At 55.8% G+C, this 15,294-nt stretch carries 11 protein-coding genes; 2 read left to right on the forward strand and 9 right to left on the reverse strand.

The window, feature by feature from the left end; all coding sequences use genetic code 11:
• Positions 1 to 49 precede the first annotated feature (49 nt).
• Positions 50 to 2,929: a 2-oxoglutarate dehydrogenase E1 component gene (locus tag ACSQ3D_RS23475; RefSeq protein WP_056419757.1), complete on the reverse strand. Its 2,880-nt coding sequence runs from the start codon at positions 2,927 to 2,929 to the stop codon at positions 50 to 52.
• 243 nt (positions 2,930 to 3,172) lie between these two features.
• On the opposite strand from ACSQ3D_RS23475, the gene ACSQ3D_RS23480 reads away from it, so the two are divergent.
• Together ACSQ3D_RS23480 and ACSQ3D_RS23485 are read left to right on the forward strand one after the other, a co-directional pair.
• The gene (locus tag ACSQ3D_RS23480; protein ID WP_396505230.1) at positions 3,173 to 4,237 is read left to right on the forward strand and encodes an AI-2E family transporter; all 1,065 of its coding nucleotides are present in this window, start codon (positions 3,173 to 3,175) and stop codon (positions 4,235 to 4,237) included.
• Positions 4,238 to 4,527: 290 nt separating this feature from the next.
• Positions 4,528 to 5,820 (forward strand): tyrosine-type recombinase/integrase, encoded by a 1,293-nt coding sequence (locus ACSQ3D_RS23485; RefSeq protein WP_056419748.1) that lies wholly within the window; start codon positions 4,528 to 4,530, stop codon positions 5,818 to 5,820.
• A 60-nt stretch (positions 5,821 to 5,880) separates the two neighbouring features.
• Here the strand turns inward: ACSQ3D_RS23485 and ACSQ3D_RS23490 are convergent, their stop codons facing one another.
• From ACSQ3D_RS23490 to ACSQ3D_RS23525, 8 genes are all read right to left on the reverse strand, one after another.
• Positions 5,881 to 6,621, reverse strand: coding sequence for a DUF4113 domain-containing protein (locus ACSQ3D_RS23490; RefSeq protein WP_326938734.1), 741 nt, complete (start codon positions 6,619 to 6,621; stop codon positions 5,881 to 5,883).
• Between the two features lie 28 nt (positions 6,622 to 6,649).
• Positions 6,650 to 7,564 (reverse strand): S24 family peptidase, encoded by a 915-nt coding sequence (locus ACSQ3D_RS23495; RefSeq protein ID WP_436128525.1) that lies wholly within the window; start codon positions 7,562 to 7,564, stop codon positions 6,650 to 6,652.
• A 797-nt stretch (positions 7,565 to 8,361) separates the two neighbouring features.
• Positions 8,362 to 9,651, reverse strand: a complete 1,290-nt coding sequence (locus tag ACSQ3D_RS23500) for a DUF3987 domain-containing protein (protein ID WP_436128526.1) — start codon at positions 9,649 to 9,651, stop codon at positions 8,362 to 8,364.
• Between the two features lie 306 nt (positions 9,652 to 9,957).
• Positions 9,958 to 10,185 (reverse strand): helix-turn-helix transcriptional regulator, encoded by a 228-nt coding sequence (locus ACSQ3D_RS23505; protein ID WP_082493275.1) that lies wholly within the window; start codon positions 10,183 to 10,185, stop codon positions 9,958 to 9,960.
• 509 nt (positions 10,186 to 10,694) lie between these two features.
• Positions 10,695 to 10,988 (reverse strand): hypothetical protein, encoded by a 294-nt coding sequence (locus ACSQ3D_RS23510; RefSeq protein ID WP_056419743.1) that lies wholly within the window; start codon positions 10,986 to 10,988, stop codon positions 10,695 to 10,697.
• Positions 10,989 to 11,300: 312 nt separating this feature from the next.
• Entirely contained in the window at positions 11,301 to 12,434 is a 1,134-nt protein-coding gene (locus tag ACSQ3D_RS23515; protein ID WP_146186019.1) for a hypothetical protein, read from the reverse strand.
• A 3-nt stretch (positions 12,435 to 12,437) separates the two neighbouring features.
• Positions 12,438 to 13,844: a tyrosine-type recombinase/integrase gene (locus ACSQ3D_RS23520; protein ID WP_124513999.1), complete on the reverse strand. Its 1,407-nt coding sequence runs from the start codon at positions 13,842 to 13,844 to the stop codon at positions 12,438 to 12,440.
• Positions 13,845 to 14,155: 311 nt separating this feature from the next.
• A complete protein-coding gene (locus tag ACSQ3D_RS23525) occupies positions 14,156 to 14,851 on the reverse strand; it encodes a MobA/MobL family protein (RefSeq protein ID WP_082493271.1) in 696 nt (231 codons plus the stop codon).
• Positions 14,852 to 15,294: the final 443 nt, after the last annotated feature.

Raw genomic sequence — 15,294 nt, forward strand, 5'->3', positions numbered from 1 at the left:
TTCTTTCAGTAGGGTTCTGTTTGTTCTGTGTTCGTTCGGGTAGCTGGCCTTACTTGGTCAGGACAAACCCCTTGAGCTTGGCAAATGCGCCGTCGACCAGCGCCTTTTGCTGTTCCTGGTGCAGGTGCGAATAACCCACCGCAGGCGACGCCGATGCCGCGCGGCCGGAGTAACCCAGCTTCTGGCCTTCGAGCATGTTCTCGTGGATGTTGTGCTGGATGAAGAACCAGGCGCCCTGGTTCTGTGGCTCGTCCTGGCACCACACGATGTCCGTCGCGTTGGGGTACTTCTTGAGCTCTGCAGCAAAGGCCTTGTGCGGGAACGGGTACAGCTGTTCCACGCGGATGATGGCCACGTCGTCGTCTTCACGCTCGGTGCGCTTCTTCACGAGGTCGTAGTACACCTTGCCGGAGCAGGCGATCACCCGCTTGACCTTGGCGGCCTTCTTCACGATGGCCTCGTCCTGCTCAGGGATCACCGTCTGGAAGCTGCCCTTGGTGAACTCGGACAGCGGCGAGGTGGCGTCCTTGTTGCGCAGCAGCGACTTGGGCGTCATGATGATCAGCGGCTTGCGCAGATCGCGCACCATCTGGCGGCGCAGGATGTGGAAGATCTGGCTCGCCGTCGTCGGTTGCACCACCTGCATGTTGGCATCGGCCGACAGCTGCATGAAGCGCTCCAGGCGTGCCGAGCTGTGCTCGGGGCCCTGGCCTTCGTAGCCGTGCGGCAGCATCAGCGTGATGCCGTTCACGCGGCCCCACTTCACTTCGCCGGAGGCGATGAACTGGTCGATCACGACCTGCGCGCCGTTGGCGAAGTCGCCGAACTGGGCTTCCCAGATCACCAGCGTGTTGGGGTCGTTGGACGCATAGCCGTATTCGAAGCCCAGCACCGCCTCTTCGGACAGGATGGAGTCGATCACGACGAACGGAGCCTGGTTCTCGCTCACGTTCTGCAGTGGCACGTAGGTGCCGATGTCCCACTTCTCGCGCTTTTGGTCATGGATGACCGAGTGGCGGTGCGTGAAGGTACCGCGGCCGCAGTCTTCGCCCGACAAGCGCACCGGGAAGCCACTGGCCACCAGGGAGGCGAAAGCCATGTGCTCGCCCATGCCCCAGTCCACGGGGATGTCGCCACGGCCCATCGCAGCGCGGTCGTCGTACACCTTCTTGACCAGCTGGTGCGGCGTCACGCTCTCGGGGATGGTGGTGATCTTCTCGGCCAGGCGCTTCCACTCGGCCAGGGGGATGGCCGTGTCGCCAGCGTCCGTCCACTTCTTGCCCAGGAACGGGCTCCAGTCCACGGCGTACTTGCTCTTGAAGTTGGTCAGCACGGGGTCGATGGTGTGCTTGCCCGAGTCCATGGCGGCGCGGTAGGCCTTGACCATGTCGTCGCCCAGCGTCTCGCCCAGGCCTTGCGTGGCCAGCTTGTCGGCATACAGCTTGCGCGTGCCGGGGTGCTGACCGATCTTCTTGTACATCAGCGGCTGCGTCAGAGCAGGTGTGTCCTGCTCGTTGTGGCCCAGCTTGCGGAAGCAGATGATGTCCACGACCACGTCCTTCTGGAACTCCATGCGGAACTCCAGGGCGAGCTGGGTGGCCAGCACTACGGCTTCAGGGTCGTCGCCGTTCACGTGCAGCACGGGCGACTCGACCATCTTCACGATGTCGGTGCAATACAGCGTCGAGCGTGCATCGCGCGGGTCGGACGTGGTGAAACCGATCTGGTTGTTGATGATGATGTGCACCGTACCGCCCGTGGAATAACCACGGGTCTGTGCCAGTGCCAGCGTTTCCTGGTTCACGCCCTGGCCGGCAAAGGCCGCGTCGCCGTGCACCAGCACGGGCAGCACCTGCTTGCCCTGGGGGTCGGCGCGGCGGTCCATGCGGGCACGCACCGAGCCTTCGACCACGGGGTTCACGATTTCCAGGTGGGAAGGATTGAACGCCAGCGACAGGTGGACCGGGCCGCCAGGGGTGGTCACGTCGGAGCTGAAGCCTTGGTGGTACTTCACGTCGCCCGATGGCAGGTCTTCGGGTGCGGTGTGGTCGAACTCGGCGAACAGGTCCTTGGGCATCTTGCCCAGCGAATTGACGAGCACGTTCAGGCGGCCGCGGTGGGCCATGCCGATCACGATTTCCTGCACGCCCTTGGCGCCGGCAGACTGGATCAGCTCGTCCATCGCGGCGATGAAGCTTTCGCCACCTTCGAGCGAGAAACGCTTCTGGCCGACGTACTTGGTGTGCAGGAAGCGCTCCAGGCCTTCAGCAGCCGTCAGGCGGTCGAGAATCTGCTTTTTCTTGTCTGCACCGAAGCTGGGCTTGCTGCGGATGGTTTCCAGCTTTTCCTGCCACCAGCGCTTCTGGTTCTGGTCGGTGGCGTACATGTACTCGGCACCGATGGAGCCGCAATACGTTTCGCGCAGGGCGTTGATCAGTTCGCGCAGCGGCATCGATTCCTTGCCGAAGAACGTGTTGCTGGTGTTGAACACGACTTCCTGGTCGGAGTCGCTGAACCCGTAGAACGACGGTTCGAGTTCAGGGATCGCGGGGCGCTCGGTGCGCTTGAGGGGGTCCAGATCGGCCCAGCGCTGGCCCACGTTGCGGTATGCGGCAATCAGCTGCTGAACGGCGGTGCGCTTGCGGCCCAGTTCGGAGTCGGCGCCCGTGGCGACGACGACCTTGGTGCCGCCCTGCTTTGCACGCTCGGCAAAGGCATTGATGACGGGGAGGTGCGGGACGTCCTTGGCATTGCTGCCGTCCACTGCAGGCACATTTTGCAGTGCGTCAAAGTACTCGCGCCAGTTGTCTGGCACGCTACCTGGGTTGGCAAGGTAGTTTTCGTACATCTCTTCGACATACGGCGCGTTGCCGCCGAAGAGGTAGGTGTTGCCTTGGTAGGCTTGATAGACGGATGTCGTATCGCTCATATTCCGCTGACCTCCGCTTTCCTTGGGAAAGCATTAGCTGGTTGAGAAACCTTCCGCGACACGGCTGAACCGATTGGCGGATGCGACAGTGGCTGGGGAAGGGCCTGGTTGCGGGCGCCATTGTGCCACCGAACCGCCAACTACCCAACTTTGCGGGTCTTGCAGGGGCCAAAAAAGCAGTCTCCATCTGGGGCATCGGGCGCGGCTCGCTTACATTGCGTGTATTCCTTTGCCACACACAACATGACGCCTGCCAACCTCCAGTCCAAAGCCTTTCTGCTGCTGCTGATCCTTGTCACCGTGGCCTTCGGGGCCATTCTCTGGCAGTTTCATGGGGCCGTCTTCTGGGGCGTGATTCTCGCCATCCTGTTTGCCCCCCTGCACCGCAAGCTGCTGCGGCGCATGCCCCGGCGCACCAACCTCGCAGCCCTGAGCACGCTGGCGCTATGCCTGGTCGTCGTGATCCTGCCCATGACAGCGATCACGATCTCGCTCATCCAGGAAGCCACCGTGGTCTACGAGCGCATGCGCTCTGGGCAACTCAACTTCGGGCTGTACCTGCAGCAGATCATCTCGGCCCTGCCCGGCTGGGCCGTGAACCTGCTCGAACGCCTGAATCTCACGTCCGTATCCGAACTGCAGGAGAAATTCTCCTCGGTGGCCGTGCAAGCCAGCCAGTTCGTCGCCGCGCAGGCCCTGAGCATCGGCCAGAACACCCTGGAGTTCGTGGTGAGCTTCGGCATCATGCTGTACCTGCTGTTCTTCCTGCTGCGCGACGGCAACAGCCTGGCCCTGCGCATTGGCCAAGCCACACCGCTCGACGAAGCCCACAAGCGCCAACTGGTGGACAAGTTCACCACCGTGATCCGCGCCACGGTCAAAGGCAACATCGTCGTGGCGGCCTCGCAAGGCGCCCTGGGCGGCCTGATCTTCTGGATCCTGGGCATCCAGGGGCCCGTGCTGTGGGGCGTGCTGATGGCCTTCCTGTCACTGCTGCCGGCCGTGGGCGCAGGCCTCATCTGGCTGCCGGTGGCCATCTACTTCCTCGCCACGGGTGCGGTGTGGCAGGGCGTGGTGCTGATCGCCTACGGTGTGTTCGTGATCGGCTTGGTGGACAACGTGCTGCGTCCCATCCTCGTCGGCAAGGACACCAAGATGCCCGACTATGTCGTGCTGATCTCGACCCTGGGCGGCATGGCTCTGTTCGGCCTGACCGGCTTCGTCATCGGGCCCGTGATTGCGGCGCTGTTCATTGCCACCTGGGACCTGTTTGCGCCCAGCACTGGCAACCGCTCGACGCCACCCTGACCCCACACCGCCCCTGCTCCCTGCCTGCCAGGGTACCAGGGGCAACAAAAAAGGCCCTGTATTGCTACAGGGCCTCATGTACTTGGTAGGACGTACTGGATTCGAACCAGTGACCAACGGATTAAAAGTCCCCAAAAGCTAGACAACAATGGACATTGCTGGACTGTCACCAGCACCATAAACCTTTGTTTTTAATAGATTTATTGTCCAAATCAGTCCGTTAGTGGGTGATACCATTCACGCTCAAACTGTCACCAGACTGTCACCAGGGTGGCAAACGGACTTAGATCATGGCTACGAAAACCAGCGGACAAAGTATCAACGAACTGTCGCCAGGGCAGTTCCTGAAAATGGGCAAAGTGATCCCGTCAGGATCGTTGGAGGTACGAAAACTAGCATCTGGTGCCGTCACCTTCTACTGGCGCGTCACGATCAACGGCAAGACTGCTCGCGAAGTGATCGGCATATACGACCCGAGCGCACCGCCCAAAAGCCTGAAGCCGACAGGCAAGGGGTTTTCTGTCTTGGCCGCAATGCGTGCTGCGGAGGCCCTTGCAGAGCAGCACCATGCCAATCTAGCCAACGGTGGATTCGCTGGCGTGAAGGCGGCGGAGCAGGAGGCGAAGGACAAGGCCGAAACAGCAAAGCTAGAAGCTGCAAAGTTCACATTGCAGGCGCTGTTGACTGACTACTGCGACCACCTGAAAGCCCTGGAACGCGATTCGCACAGTGACGCCCGAAGCATCTTCAAGCTGCATGTGCTGGAGGCATGGCCCAAGATCGCTGCCCTGCCTGCCAATGAAGTGACTGGAGAACAGATAGCAGACATGATGCGCCAGGTAATTGAGCAGGGAAAAGCTCGCACAAGTAACAAGCTGCGCAGCTATATCAGGGCTGCATACCAGACCGCGAAGGCTGCACGCTCCAAACCCAGCATTCCGGTGAAGTTCAAAAGCTACAACGTCACCCACAACCCTGCGGCAGACACAGAACCCGACGAAAGCGCCAACAAGGCTGACAAGCGCCCCCTGACAACTGAGGAGCTTCGTTCCTACTGGCAAGCCATCAAGCTCCTGCCAGGATTTCGGGGTGCGGTCCTGAGGCTACATCTCCTAACTGGTGGGCAACGCATCGCGCAACTGGTGAAACTGCGTACGGAAAACGTAACGGCTGAAAGCATCGTGCTCTTCGATGGCAAGGGTAGACCTGGCAAGCCTCCCCGCCCACATACGGTGCCGCTGATTCCTCAAGCAGCGACTGCGCTGCAGGAGTGCGAGCCACAAGGCACCTATGCCTTGAGCACCGACAAAGGCGTTACTCACCTTGCCGCGACCACACTGAGCGCGTGGGCAGTCGATGCCACCACGCTGGCCGACTTCCAAGCAAAGCGTATTCGTTCAGGTGTGGAGACCATTCTTGCCCGCGCTCGTATCAGCTCAGATGATCGTGGCCGCTTGCAGTCGCACGGTATCAGCGGGGTACAGAACCGTCACTATGACGGGCATGACTATATGGAAGAGAAGCGGCAAGCGCTTGAAACCTTGTTCCTCCTACTGGATGCACCTGAGGGTAGTTCCGCATGAAGGAGTATCCGCTGTTCTGCCTTCTGGCGGAATTGATTCGTCCGGACCGAAGCAGGTCAGTCAGCCTTTAACGACAGCCAACTCCTGCCAGTGGGTGGTGTAGCGCGGCGTGCGCCTCTCCTGCTTCATCTTCCAGCTGGATTGTACGGCTCCTAGTTGGAGCAAGCGGCCATGTTCGATACCACCACTTGCCAGTTTGACAGTTCCTCGGCCATAGCGGGTGTTCAGGTTGTCGATAGCACTCATCACTCGACTGCGGTCTTTGGTGTCTCGGCCCGTTGCGGATGAAGGCTCACCCCAGGCCAGTTCACCCTGCACAAATCCTTCCGGCATGAGGTCCAACAGCAATACTCCGGCTTTTGCGTAGTTGAAGCCTGGGCGATAGATGGCCTTGAGGGTTTCCAATGGGGCGTTGACCGGCACACCGGTGTTCAGCGTGGGACGCACCAGAGCCAAGGCCATGGAAAGGGAGTATTGATCGTCCTGACGCCTGAACGGGCTGGTTCTCACGAAGGTGAGAATCTGGCTGGCCTGCTGCTTTTGGCGCCGGAGCTTTTCAGCAGCACGCGACGCGAACTCTGTAATCGCCTGCGCCAGTTCTGCCTGTTCAGTCACAGGGTGACCGAAGCTGCGGGTGCAGGCGATCTGCTGTATAGGCAAGGGGGCGTTTTCCAAGTCTATGCAGAGTATGCCTTGCAGCTCTCGCACGGTGCGTTCCAGAACTACTGACCAACGTCTGGCAACCACCACTGGGTCGAGTTGCACCAGATCTTGAACGGTGGCGATGTCGATGTCTTTCAACTGTCTGCCGATTTGTGGCCTCACCCCCTCAGACTTCAGTCACAGCGGTGCGTTCGAACAAGGTTCGTTTGTCGTCGTCACTGAGTATCCCCAGGTGGCAAATCTGGGCGATGGAGCCGTCTGGACCATGACCTGGAAAGCGCTCGGGATAGACACCGGGTTTGCGTTCGGCAGTTTTGGCGATGTGGTTGGCCAGTTTGGCCAGGGTTTTTGTGGGGCCGATACCGATGCAGGTGGGGATGCCGGTCCATTGCAATAGCCTCTGCCTGATGAGTCGGCTTCTTCGGATCATGTCTCCCCGAATGCCTGCGAGATCGATAAAGCTCTCGTCGATGGAATAGACCTCCTGCTGGTGGCCTAATCCCGCCACGAGACTCATCATGCGGTCGCTCATATCTCCGTAGAGAGAGAAGTTGGCTGACGGGGCTACCAGACCAGCTTCTTCTTCCAGATGTTTGATCTGGAACCAGGGGGCCCCCATCTTGATACCCAGCGCTTTGGCTTCGTTGCTGCGGGCGATGGCGCAGCCGTCATTGTTGGACAGCACCACGACGGGACGGTCGTTAAGGTCCGGTCTGAATACGCGTTCGCAGGACACGTAGAAATTATTGCCATCGATCAGGGCGTACACGTTGGTCAGGCCTTGAACTGTTTGATGGCGGCTACCACGACGCCCCACACCTGAACAGTCTGGCTTTCTTTGGGAACGAGGTCGGGGTACGTGGGGTTGGCGGCTTTGAGTTTGATGCGCCCTGCCCTTATCTGCAAGGTTTTGCAGACGAATTCGTTTTCGACAACAGCGACGACCACATGACCAGAGCGGGGGGGTGATGGCGCGATCTACCAACACCACGTCCCCGTCAAAGATGCCGACATCACGCATGGACTCCCCACGGATGCGCAGCAGGAAGCTGGCTTGTGGATGTTTAATCAGTTCGGCCATCAGATCCACACGCTGAACCATATTGTCTTCTGCGGGCGATGGGAACCCGGCCTGGACGGAGCTAGGACGCAAATCGCCGACCAATATCGGAACGCTGGAGTCAGCCCCCCGGCCTACCAGTGGCCATGGAACCTCACCTTACATGAGTCAGTCCTGGCCAAGTCGATGCGGATCCCGCACAGACTGAACACTGTCGCGGACCCATCCACGAGTTCACGTGGATGTCGGCCCGATGCATCTGCCACACCGTATGGCCAATGCTCACAGCCAGCCCCAGACCTTTCGCAGCCATGTGGGCGAAGACACGCGAGGAGGCGTACTGTACTGGCGGTACTTTTGCTGGACGGTCATGGCATGCTCCGGATAAGGCTGGATGAAATACTGATTGTTTATCCAGTATACAGAAACACTGTGTTTTCAGCCAGTTCCATCTCAGCCTAACCTATCAGTGGCCTGAGACCCTTTCCCTTTATCTGATCGCACCCTGTTGGCTGCTATTGAATCTGGACCGGGTCGTGCACGCGGGACACTCGTGCGTTGCTATCAACACCTCGGCGGGCGCAGCATCAACTAGCTTCGCAAGGACGCTTGGTGAGCCATCGGACGCAACATTGCCTCCATACTTAGAGCGATAGAAAAGATGAGCGCCCCACAATGACAAAGCCGCCTGACAAGGCGGCTTTGGGAGTGTCATCGTCGGCATCGCCAGCAACAACTGCGGTCCATTGCAACTCAATCCTAGGCTGAAGAGCACCGAGGGAAGGAGGCAACCATCTACAGTTGCCCCTACCCACATATCAGCCCCTCCCAATCGTCGGCGGCTGGTAACTTCTGGATCCAAGGCCATACCGTCCGTTCGGACTGTCCAAGTAAGCAAAATCCTTCATCAGATTCAGCACATTGCCAGGGGCTGGATTTGTCAGAAAATACTCGCGATTAATTTTCAATTGCATTTCCCCCCTAATATCCTGCACCTCAACAACACCTTTCTTTTCCAGCGCGCGGATCGCCAAGTCCAAATTCTCTCGCTTCGGTGGCCTGAAACAATTAGGCCCCATGTCCCTGACCTCCCCCACTCTGACGTTGAACATGGCCCTTTTTACTTTGAAGCGAGCCCATAGCCATTCCTCAAGCACTCGTGCGTAGGTTTGCTCGTCGCTCAGTTCACCGATTCGGCCAAAGAGGCGTTGGAACTCGAGCAGATACCAAGTACAAACGTGGAGCGCTGCTTTCATGGTGTCGCCTTCGATGAATCCAGTTTTTCCCCCCATCAGATGAAAAATCCCTGCGATTTTTAGGGCATTAGCTCTCATCTTCGCGACAGCATCATCAACATCGCTAAAGCGCCCTCCCGGTTTGATGGACTCACGCAGCTTTGCGAAATACTCAACAAACATCATGTCGGCGCTCGGAGAAGTCATGATAACATCAAATTTAAAATTATCATCATGCCTTCTCCTCATTCCAATACTTAAAAAATCTGCTAGCTTGGCCTGAAGCAATGGCAGAGCCTTAAAGGGAGCATTGGATTCTGCAACTGTCTCAGGGATCTCGGAAATTTCACAAATGAGGGCACGCCCAACATTGCCCATTTCACGAGACCGCTGAATGTACTTTTTTACTGCATCATGTTGGATCGAGTAGTTTTGAGTTACGACAGGCTCCTCAAATACCATTTTACATCCCTTCCGAAGAACAGACATATGTGAGGAAGGATCGTGAAGATCATTGAGCGTCGCCAAGTCTCCTTTGGATTTACCAGAAAAAAATCTCTCTGCCTCCGCAATACTGATGGTAGTTACAGGAATTCCTTTGTTCAAAACCTCAAGAATTCCAGCAAGAGTTGCATCCTGAATTAATACATTTTCCTCCTTTGGCAGTCGCGGCTCTTTTTCCTGGAGTTCCTCCTGATCTCTTTCATAATCATCATAGTCCTTACCTTGATTGACGCATTGATTAATGAATTTATCGATTAAGCGAACCTTTATTTTATGAATTCGAATTTTAATTTCGTGCGTCTTCAACGCCTTTTCATGAATTTTATCTTGCTCACTCTGATACTCTCTCAGGAAAAAAAAGCAAATCATCGACGGTCGTCTTACCCGCTCCGCGAATCCCGATTGTCAGGACACTCAAGTTCAATCCGACAGTTTGGGCATTGGACCCTTGCACCTTGATGGCAGGTTGATGCGCAGCGGCGCAAGCAGCAAGGAGTGCTCCTCCGATAAGCTGGGGCTTCAAGCCCCGCCGTTGGGAAATTTCAATTAAGACTTCACGTAAGAGATCTGGAAATTGCTCAACGGGATACGGCCCAGGTTCAAAGACCTGATTGTCGGCGGTCGTGATGTAGCGTCTAGTAACTAGCGCGTTAGGGGTTTGCGGTTTGTGCATAGTCACACCACACGTCGCGTTGTAGCCGTCAGATCAAGCCACGCGAGAACCTCTGCCCGAGGCCAGCCAACAGATCGGCTATTGGCGGTCCCCAAGCGCACTCTCCGCGGGAACTTCTCGTCATACTGACGACTGCGGGGGTTTCCCTTGGCATAGATCGTGGAACGGCCTAAGCCGGTGAGAGCCTTTAGCTCGTTTAACCGGCAGATGCCGGAAGTTGTTGTGGTCATTGCGACTCCTTTCAAAGAGACTCAATGGTCGCCAAAGCTCAACTTAGCGTCATCTTCGGAATTTTCACTGTATAAAATACCAGCACTGTGAGCATAGGCCACGTAAGCCTACGAGCCGGGCATACAACTTCTTGGTTCTTACTCTGCTTTCCTGGCAACTAAAGATCTCTGCCGCCATATAACGAGGAGATGAGCTGAAGAGGTCAGCAAACGGCTAGTCATACATAGAGGACCGCATGCGCTCAATGACCCCGGTCAGGCTTGTCACCAAGGGGGAATTGCACAACTCTGGCACCCCGGGTGAGATGTGACGAAGAAGCAATCTAAGCAATTGAATCCGACGAGTCCCCAACGAAGTACCTGACCAATAGGGCAGCCACTGGGATCTCAGAAATAGCAGGCGCACAAGGGGAGACCCGGGCTTGGGGCTCATGCTCGGCTGTGAGTAAAGCGGCCAACTTCAAGGACGTGACACAAGCGCATGTGTTTGTGCGTGGAGACCTACAGATTTAGTGGCCGACGTGAACCAGCAGGGAATGAGCTAGCGCGATGACCAGTAGGGCATCGAAGTCAACGGGCATGCAGTCAAACAGTACGGCAAGCGCAAGATGCAGCACACAAGCGCGCGAACCGCAAATCCAAGACAATCTGTGCTGGTCAACGCCCCCATCGGTTTCAAAGTCGAACGCGCGTTTCAATTGATCAATAACAAGTCCGGGCATAGCAAGGCTCGCCACCGTGACCTCGTCAAGATCCCTGGAACACTTCGCAAGCTGTTGGACTTTGCCCAATGTGTAGAACACGCCGCGCGCCTCGGTACGACAGATGCGGGGAGTACGTCGGCAGGCAACAACAGGACATCAAAACGAGGCGAACTCGGCGCTAGCCCCAATCGGCATGTGAGGTCGGCATGATCCTAATCGAGCACATCAAGTCTCGTCTCGGCGCGTGGTGTAAAGACCCTCTCACGCGAATTCATCAGTTTTGGCTCAATAGGCTCTTGGTCTGTTTGTCGTTTAGGCAGAACATTGACAATGGAGTTGCAGACATTGCGCTCAACCACAATTTTCCACTGCGAGGCTGATGAGATCAGAAAATTTCTGGCAATACAGGCATCATAAATCGGACAGCACCTTAGGACCAAATATTGTTTTATTCTGCTTGATTACCTCCAAAGACTTCTTGCGACTCTTCCGCTTTGCAAGATCAGGAAAAGGATTAATAATCATAGCCGCCACTTTACTCTCAACCTGAGTAAACAGCTCACCATTGGAATCCCGAATGTACTGAGCAATATTTTCCTGGCTCACTTTCTTAATTTTTACTTGCCCATTGCTTTTAGCGGATTTTTCAAAATACGGCTTCCAAAAATGATCCGAGGCTTTTAATAGACAATCGAAACGAGGATCAATCTCGCCGTTCTCGGCGGGCTTTACAACGCCATCCGTCCACTTTCGTTTATACAAATCAAGGTCACGGGGAGTAATAAATTTTAATGCTGTTTCACTTGAATTTGCCGAATTAAAAACTTCCGACCTGGCTTTCAATTCAACGATGGCTGAGCGTTTCCAATCACGGACTTCCTGAACTGTTAGGTCTCGAAGGAACCAGGTCTCCCTAAAAATATCCCACAGTACGATCAAAGCCTCTGAAAAGTGAGGCGCACTCAAATCCAATAGAGGATCGACTTCTTTGCCGTCAACATGCAATAAAGCTTCCGCATCACCCACCTTCTCTGGATGCACATGAAGATTATCAATGGTTATCTGAATTGGCTCCGCAGTCCGGAGATCACTGTAACGCTCCCCAAAATACTCTTCAGAGGATGGGCGGAGTTGCAAAATGATATTTGCACCACCCAATGTGAGGCGGCGGCCAGTTTCAGATGAACTTGAAAAAATATCGCAGGCAGCCCAGCGCTTCGCCTCGAGTTGAAGAGCGATTGCAAAATCCGTGCACCAAAAATCCTTGGCGTTCAGCAATCCTGCGGCATCAATCTCAAGCATCCGAGCTGACTTCAGAACGAATGGCCTGATGTGATTCAGCACTGCATACGCTTGCCGGTTATCCACACCATGGCCATCGAAGATCTGTTTATTAACAGCTACCGCAACAAGGTCACTCGGAATCTGAACATAAAACTTGAAACCGTGCTCCAATAAATTGGCGAGCACCTTTTTAGGGGCCAAGCCGAATTTTCCAGCGATGTTTTCTAAGCGACTAGAGGCATCTTTATAGGCTGAGCTCATAGATCAAAAGGCTCTCAAAGCAAACGGAAAAGCGATCTTCGACGCTTTTTGCATGATAAATTGGTCCCATTCGTTCATCATTTCCCTTCTCTGCCCCAATTCAACGTCATCAGGTTTTAATGATTTTTCATTTCTCTTGGCAGCACTCGCCAATGAAATATCTACGAGTTTCTGGGGGTACCGGGCCTTATTAACAGCCCAGTCTCGGAAAGTGCGCCTGAAGTCGTCGGGATAGAGCTCCAGACTCAACCGTTTCAATACGTCAACCAGTATCGCCTCTGAGAGGGATGATTCTTTGTCCTTTGCAAAGACCAAGTGAGTGTCTGGCGGAATGTGAAGCACCTCTGACTTCAGTACAGATATCGCACTGCTACTAAGTGGGATTCGATACGGTTCATCCAACGCCGCACGCTCAGCGGGCACCGTCCAGACACCAGCTCTCAAATCAATCTCACCCCATCGGGCCATGAGCACCCAATCGCTAGGGACTGCAGTGAGAATGCAAAACTCGAGGGCACGTGCTGCAGTTCCTGGGCGACGGCGGAGGTTGCACATGAACTCTGGCATGTTGGTGACCGGATGTCCGCCGTGGAGTTGGATCTCCCGGGCTTTGGATGGTCGAGGCAGCAACGCGTCTAGGTGCCCTCTCCATCGAGCTGGATTGTCGCCACTACGCTGTCCCCCAATGGTCGTCCAATCCAGTACTGCTTCAATCCGCCCCCGAAGGCGCGAAGCTGTCTCTGCTTTGGTGGTCCATATCGGTTTGAGGATGGACAGTACCTGCTCAGTCGATACGTCCTGAACTGCCGTATTTCCAATATGAGGATATGCGTAGGTCTTGAGAGTGGAAGACCACTGACTGCGGTGCTTGAGGTTCTTCCATTCACTCTCGCGTGTTGCGATGTAGGCATTGGCTGCCTGCTCGAACGTCATGGGTAGCACCTGCTGTGCTTTCAAAGAGGTCATGAGTGCGGTCCGACGCTCAATCGGATCGACCCCTTGATCCAGCCAGTCTTTGGCTTCACGGGCTTTTGATCTGGCTTGCGCAAGTGTGACTTCTGGAAAACTCCCAAGGCCCATGTGCCGCCGCCTGTCGCCGATCATGATGCGCAGCACCCAGGATCTCGCACCAGAGCCCGTGACATACAAATACAGCCCAGCAACGCCTCCCACGGCATGGTGACCCTGGCAGGTCAGTCGTGACACTTCAAGGGCAGTTAAGTCCTTCGCTTTCCGAGCCATGATCGCCTTCACCACGAGTTGGGCAGCGGATTTTGCCAGGGACCTGAGCTCCATCCTTTCTACCAATGAACACTGGATCAGGTTGGACGTTTTAGGATTCCAATGGACATCATCTGAACCCACATTACCATTGTGGCGATTGGTTGAACAGTGACTCGTGATGCTCAATGCACGCTGCAAGATGCCGATGGACCACTGAGGCGGCAGGCTTTTCTCCGCCGACCTGCAGCTAGGTTGCTTGCGGTGGTGTTCGCCGTTCTACCAATCCACCTACCTTTAGTCCTTTGGCGTGTGACGGCGCTTCTTGGAAAACCTTGGACGTGAGGCGCAGATCGATCTGGTGCAGTTTGCGCAGCCAAGACCGCCAAGAGCTTTTTAGTCACCTCGGCTCACGGCGTTCTTCGAGCGAAAATTGAAGGCCTCTGTGTCTAAAAACACGGAATTTCTGCTGCCGGCAGCAGAAATCTCGCGTTTTGAGCCTATGGCGATGTCGCAGACTGCGCTTGTGCCGCCCGCAGTCGCTGGACCCTGGCAGGTCCGAGGTGCCGCCCCGGCTCGGCGGAGAGTCCTCGCTCCTGGTGGCTTCGATGATCGAGCCGCGGGTCATGTCCATTCGCTGTCAAATGCCGGTTCAAGAGATCGGCAAACGCTTTGCGTGTTTCCTTCAACTCGTTGCGCAAGGCCAAGGGTGTGCGGCCACCGCTGTCTTTTTTGCTGCCCCCTGCTTCCGGCTTCTTGGGGTTGTAACGTCGAAAATGCAGCTCCGCCGGGCGGTCGATTCCATCGAGTACCCGATCCGAAACCATCGCATGGAAATGCGGTTGTGGCACTCCACCAAGGGCGGCAACGGGCTCATGGATGGCAACTTCATAGGGCTTGTTGGGTGCGACGTGCTGCATCCACTCCTCGAGAGCCTCGCGCATTTGTGTATGGGTTAGTTCGGCTGGTAACGCGCCCTCGTACTCGCGGTACACGGCAGCGTTGCTACGCTCGTACTTGTCGGCGGTCTGCCAGAATTTGGTGGTATCGCCACTGGTCCAACCGGGAAGGTTGCCGGAGAATGTGTCCACGAGGTCTTCGCTTTTGCTCTCAAAGGCTCCGCGACGTCCGATGTATTTTGCATGGCGCGCTGCAGCGCCCTTGCCTCCCGTCTTCACGCTGAGGTGATATGTCATGGTAATACCCTTTCTCGAGGTCAAAAGTAAAAACGCCCCTCAAAGGGGCGTGCTTTGGATGTAAACAAGTAGGAAGGGCTGTGCTCTCTGGTGCGCTTGATTGACGCATCATTTGAGAAACGGTAAGTGCGCGTGTTTATTCCTGTGCTATTTGAATCAGTGATATCACGACCATTGGTCGAATGAGTGTTCTGTACCTACATGCACCTTGTTATCCCTACCTTGTTCTTATCCATAACATAGGGAGGTTCACAGTAAAAAATTACTGATAGGCTGTTATACAGCGAACAAGCATTCGCTAGATGAGAGCAAGCAAAGGCTATTTGTTTGAGCCCCTATTGGGTGATGAGTCTCTCTGTGATGGCAATGAGGTCATCCATGTTGATGACCTATTCCAGTACCTAGTGAACCAAGGTGTATTCAGGCGAGGTATTGGCCTCTTA

The sequence above is a fragment of the Acidovorax sp. LjRoot117 genome (genome assembly GCF_964252695.1).
Lineage (GTDB): Bacteria > Pseudomonadota > Gammaproteobacteria > Burkholderiales > Burkholderiaceae_C > Acidovorax.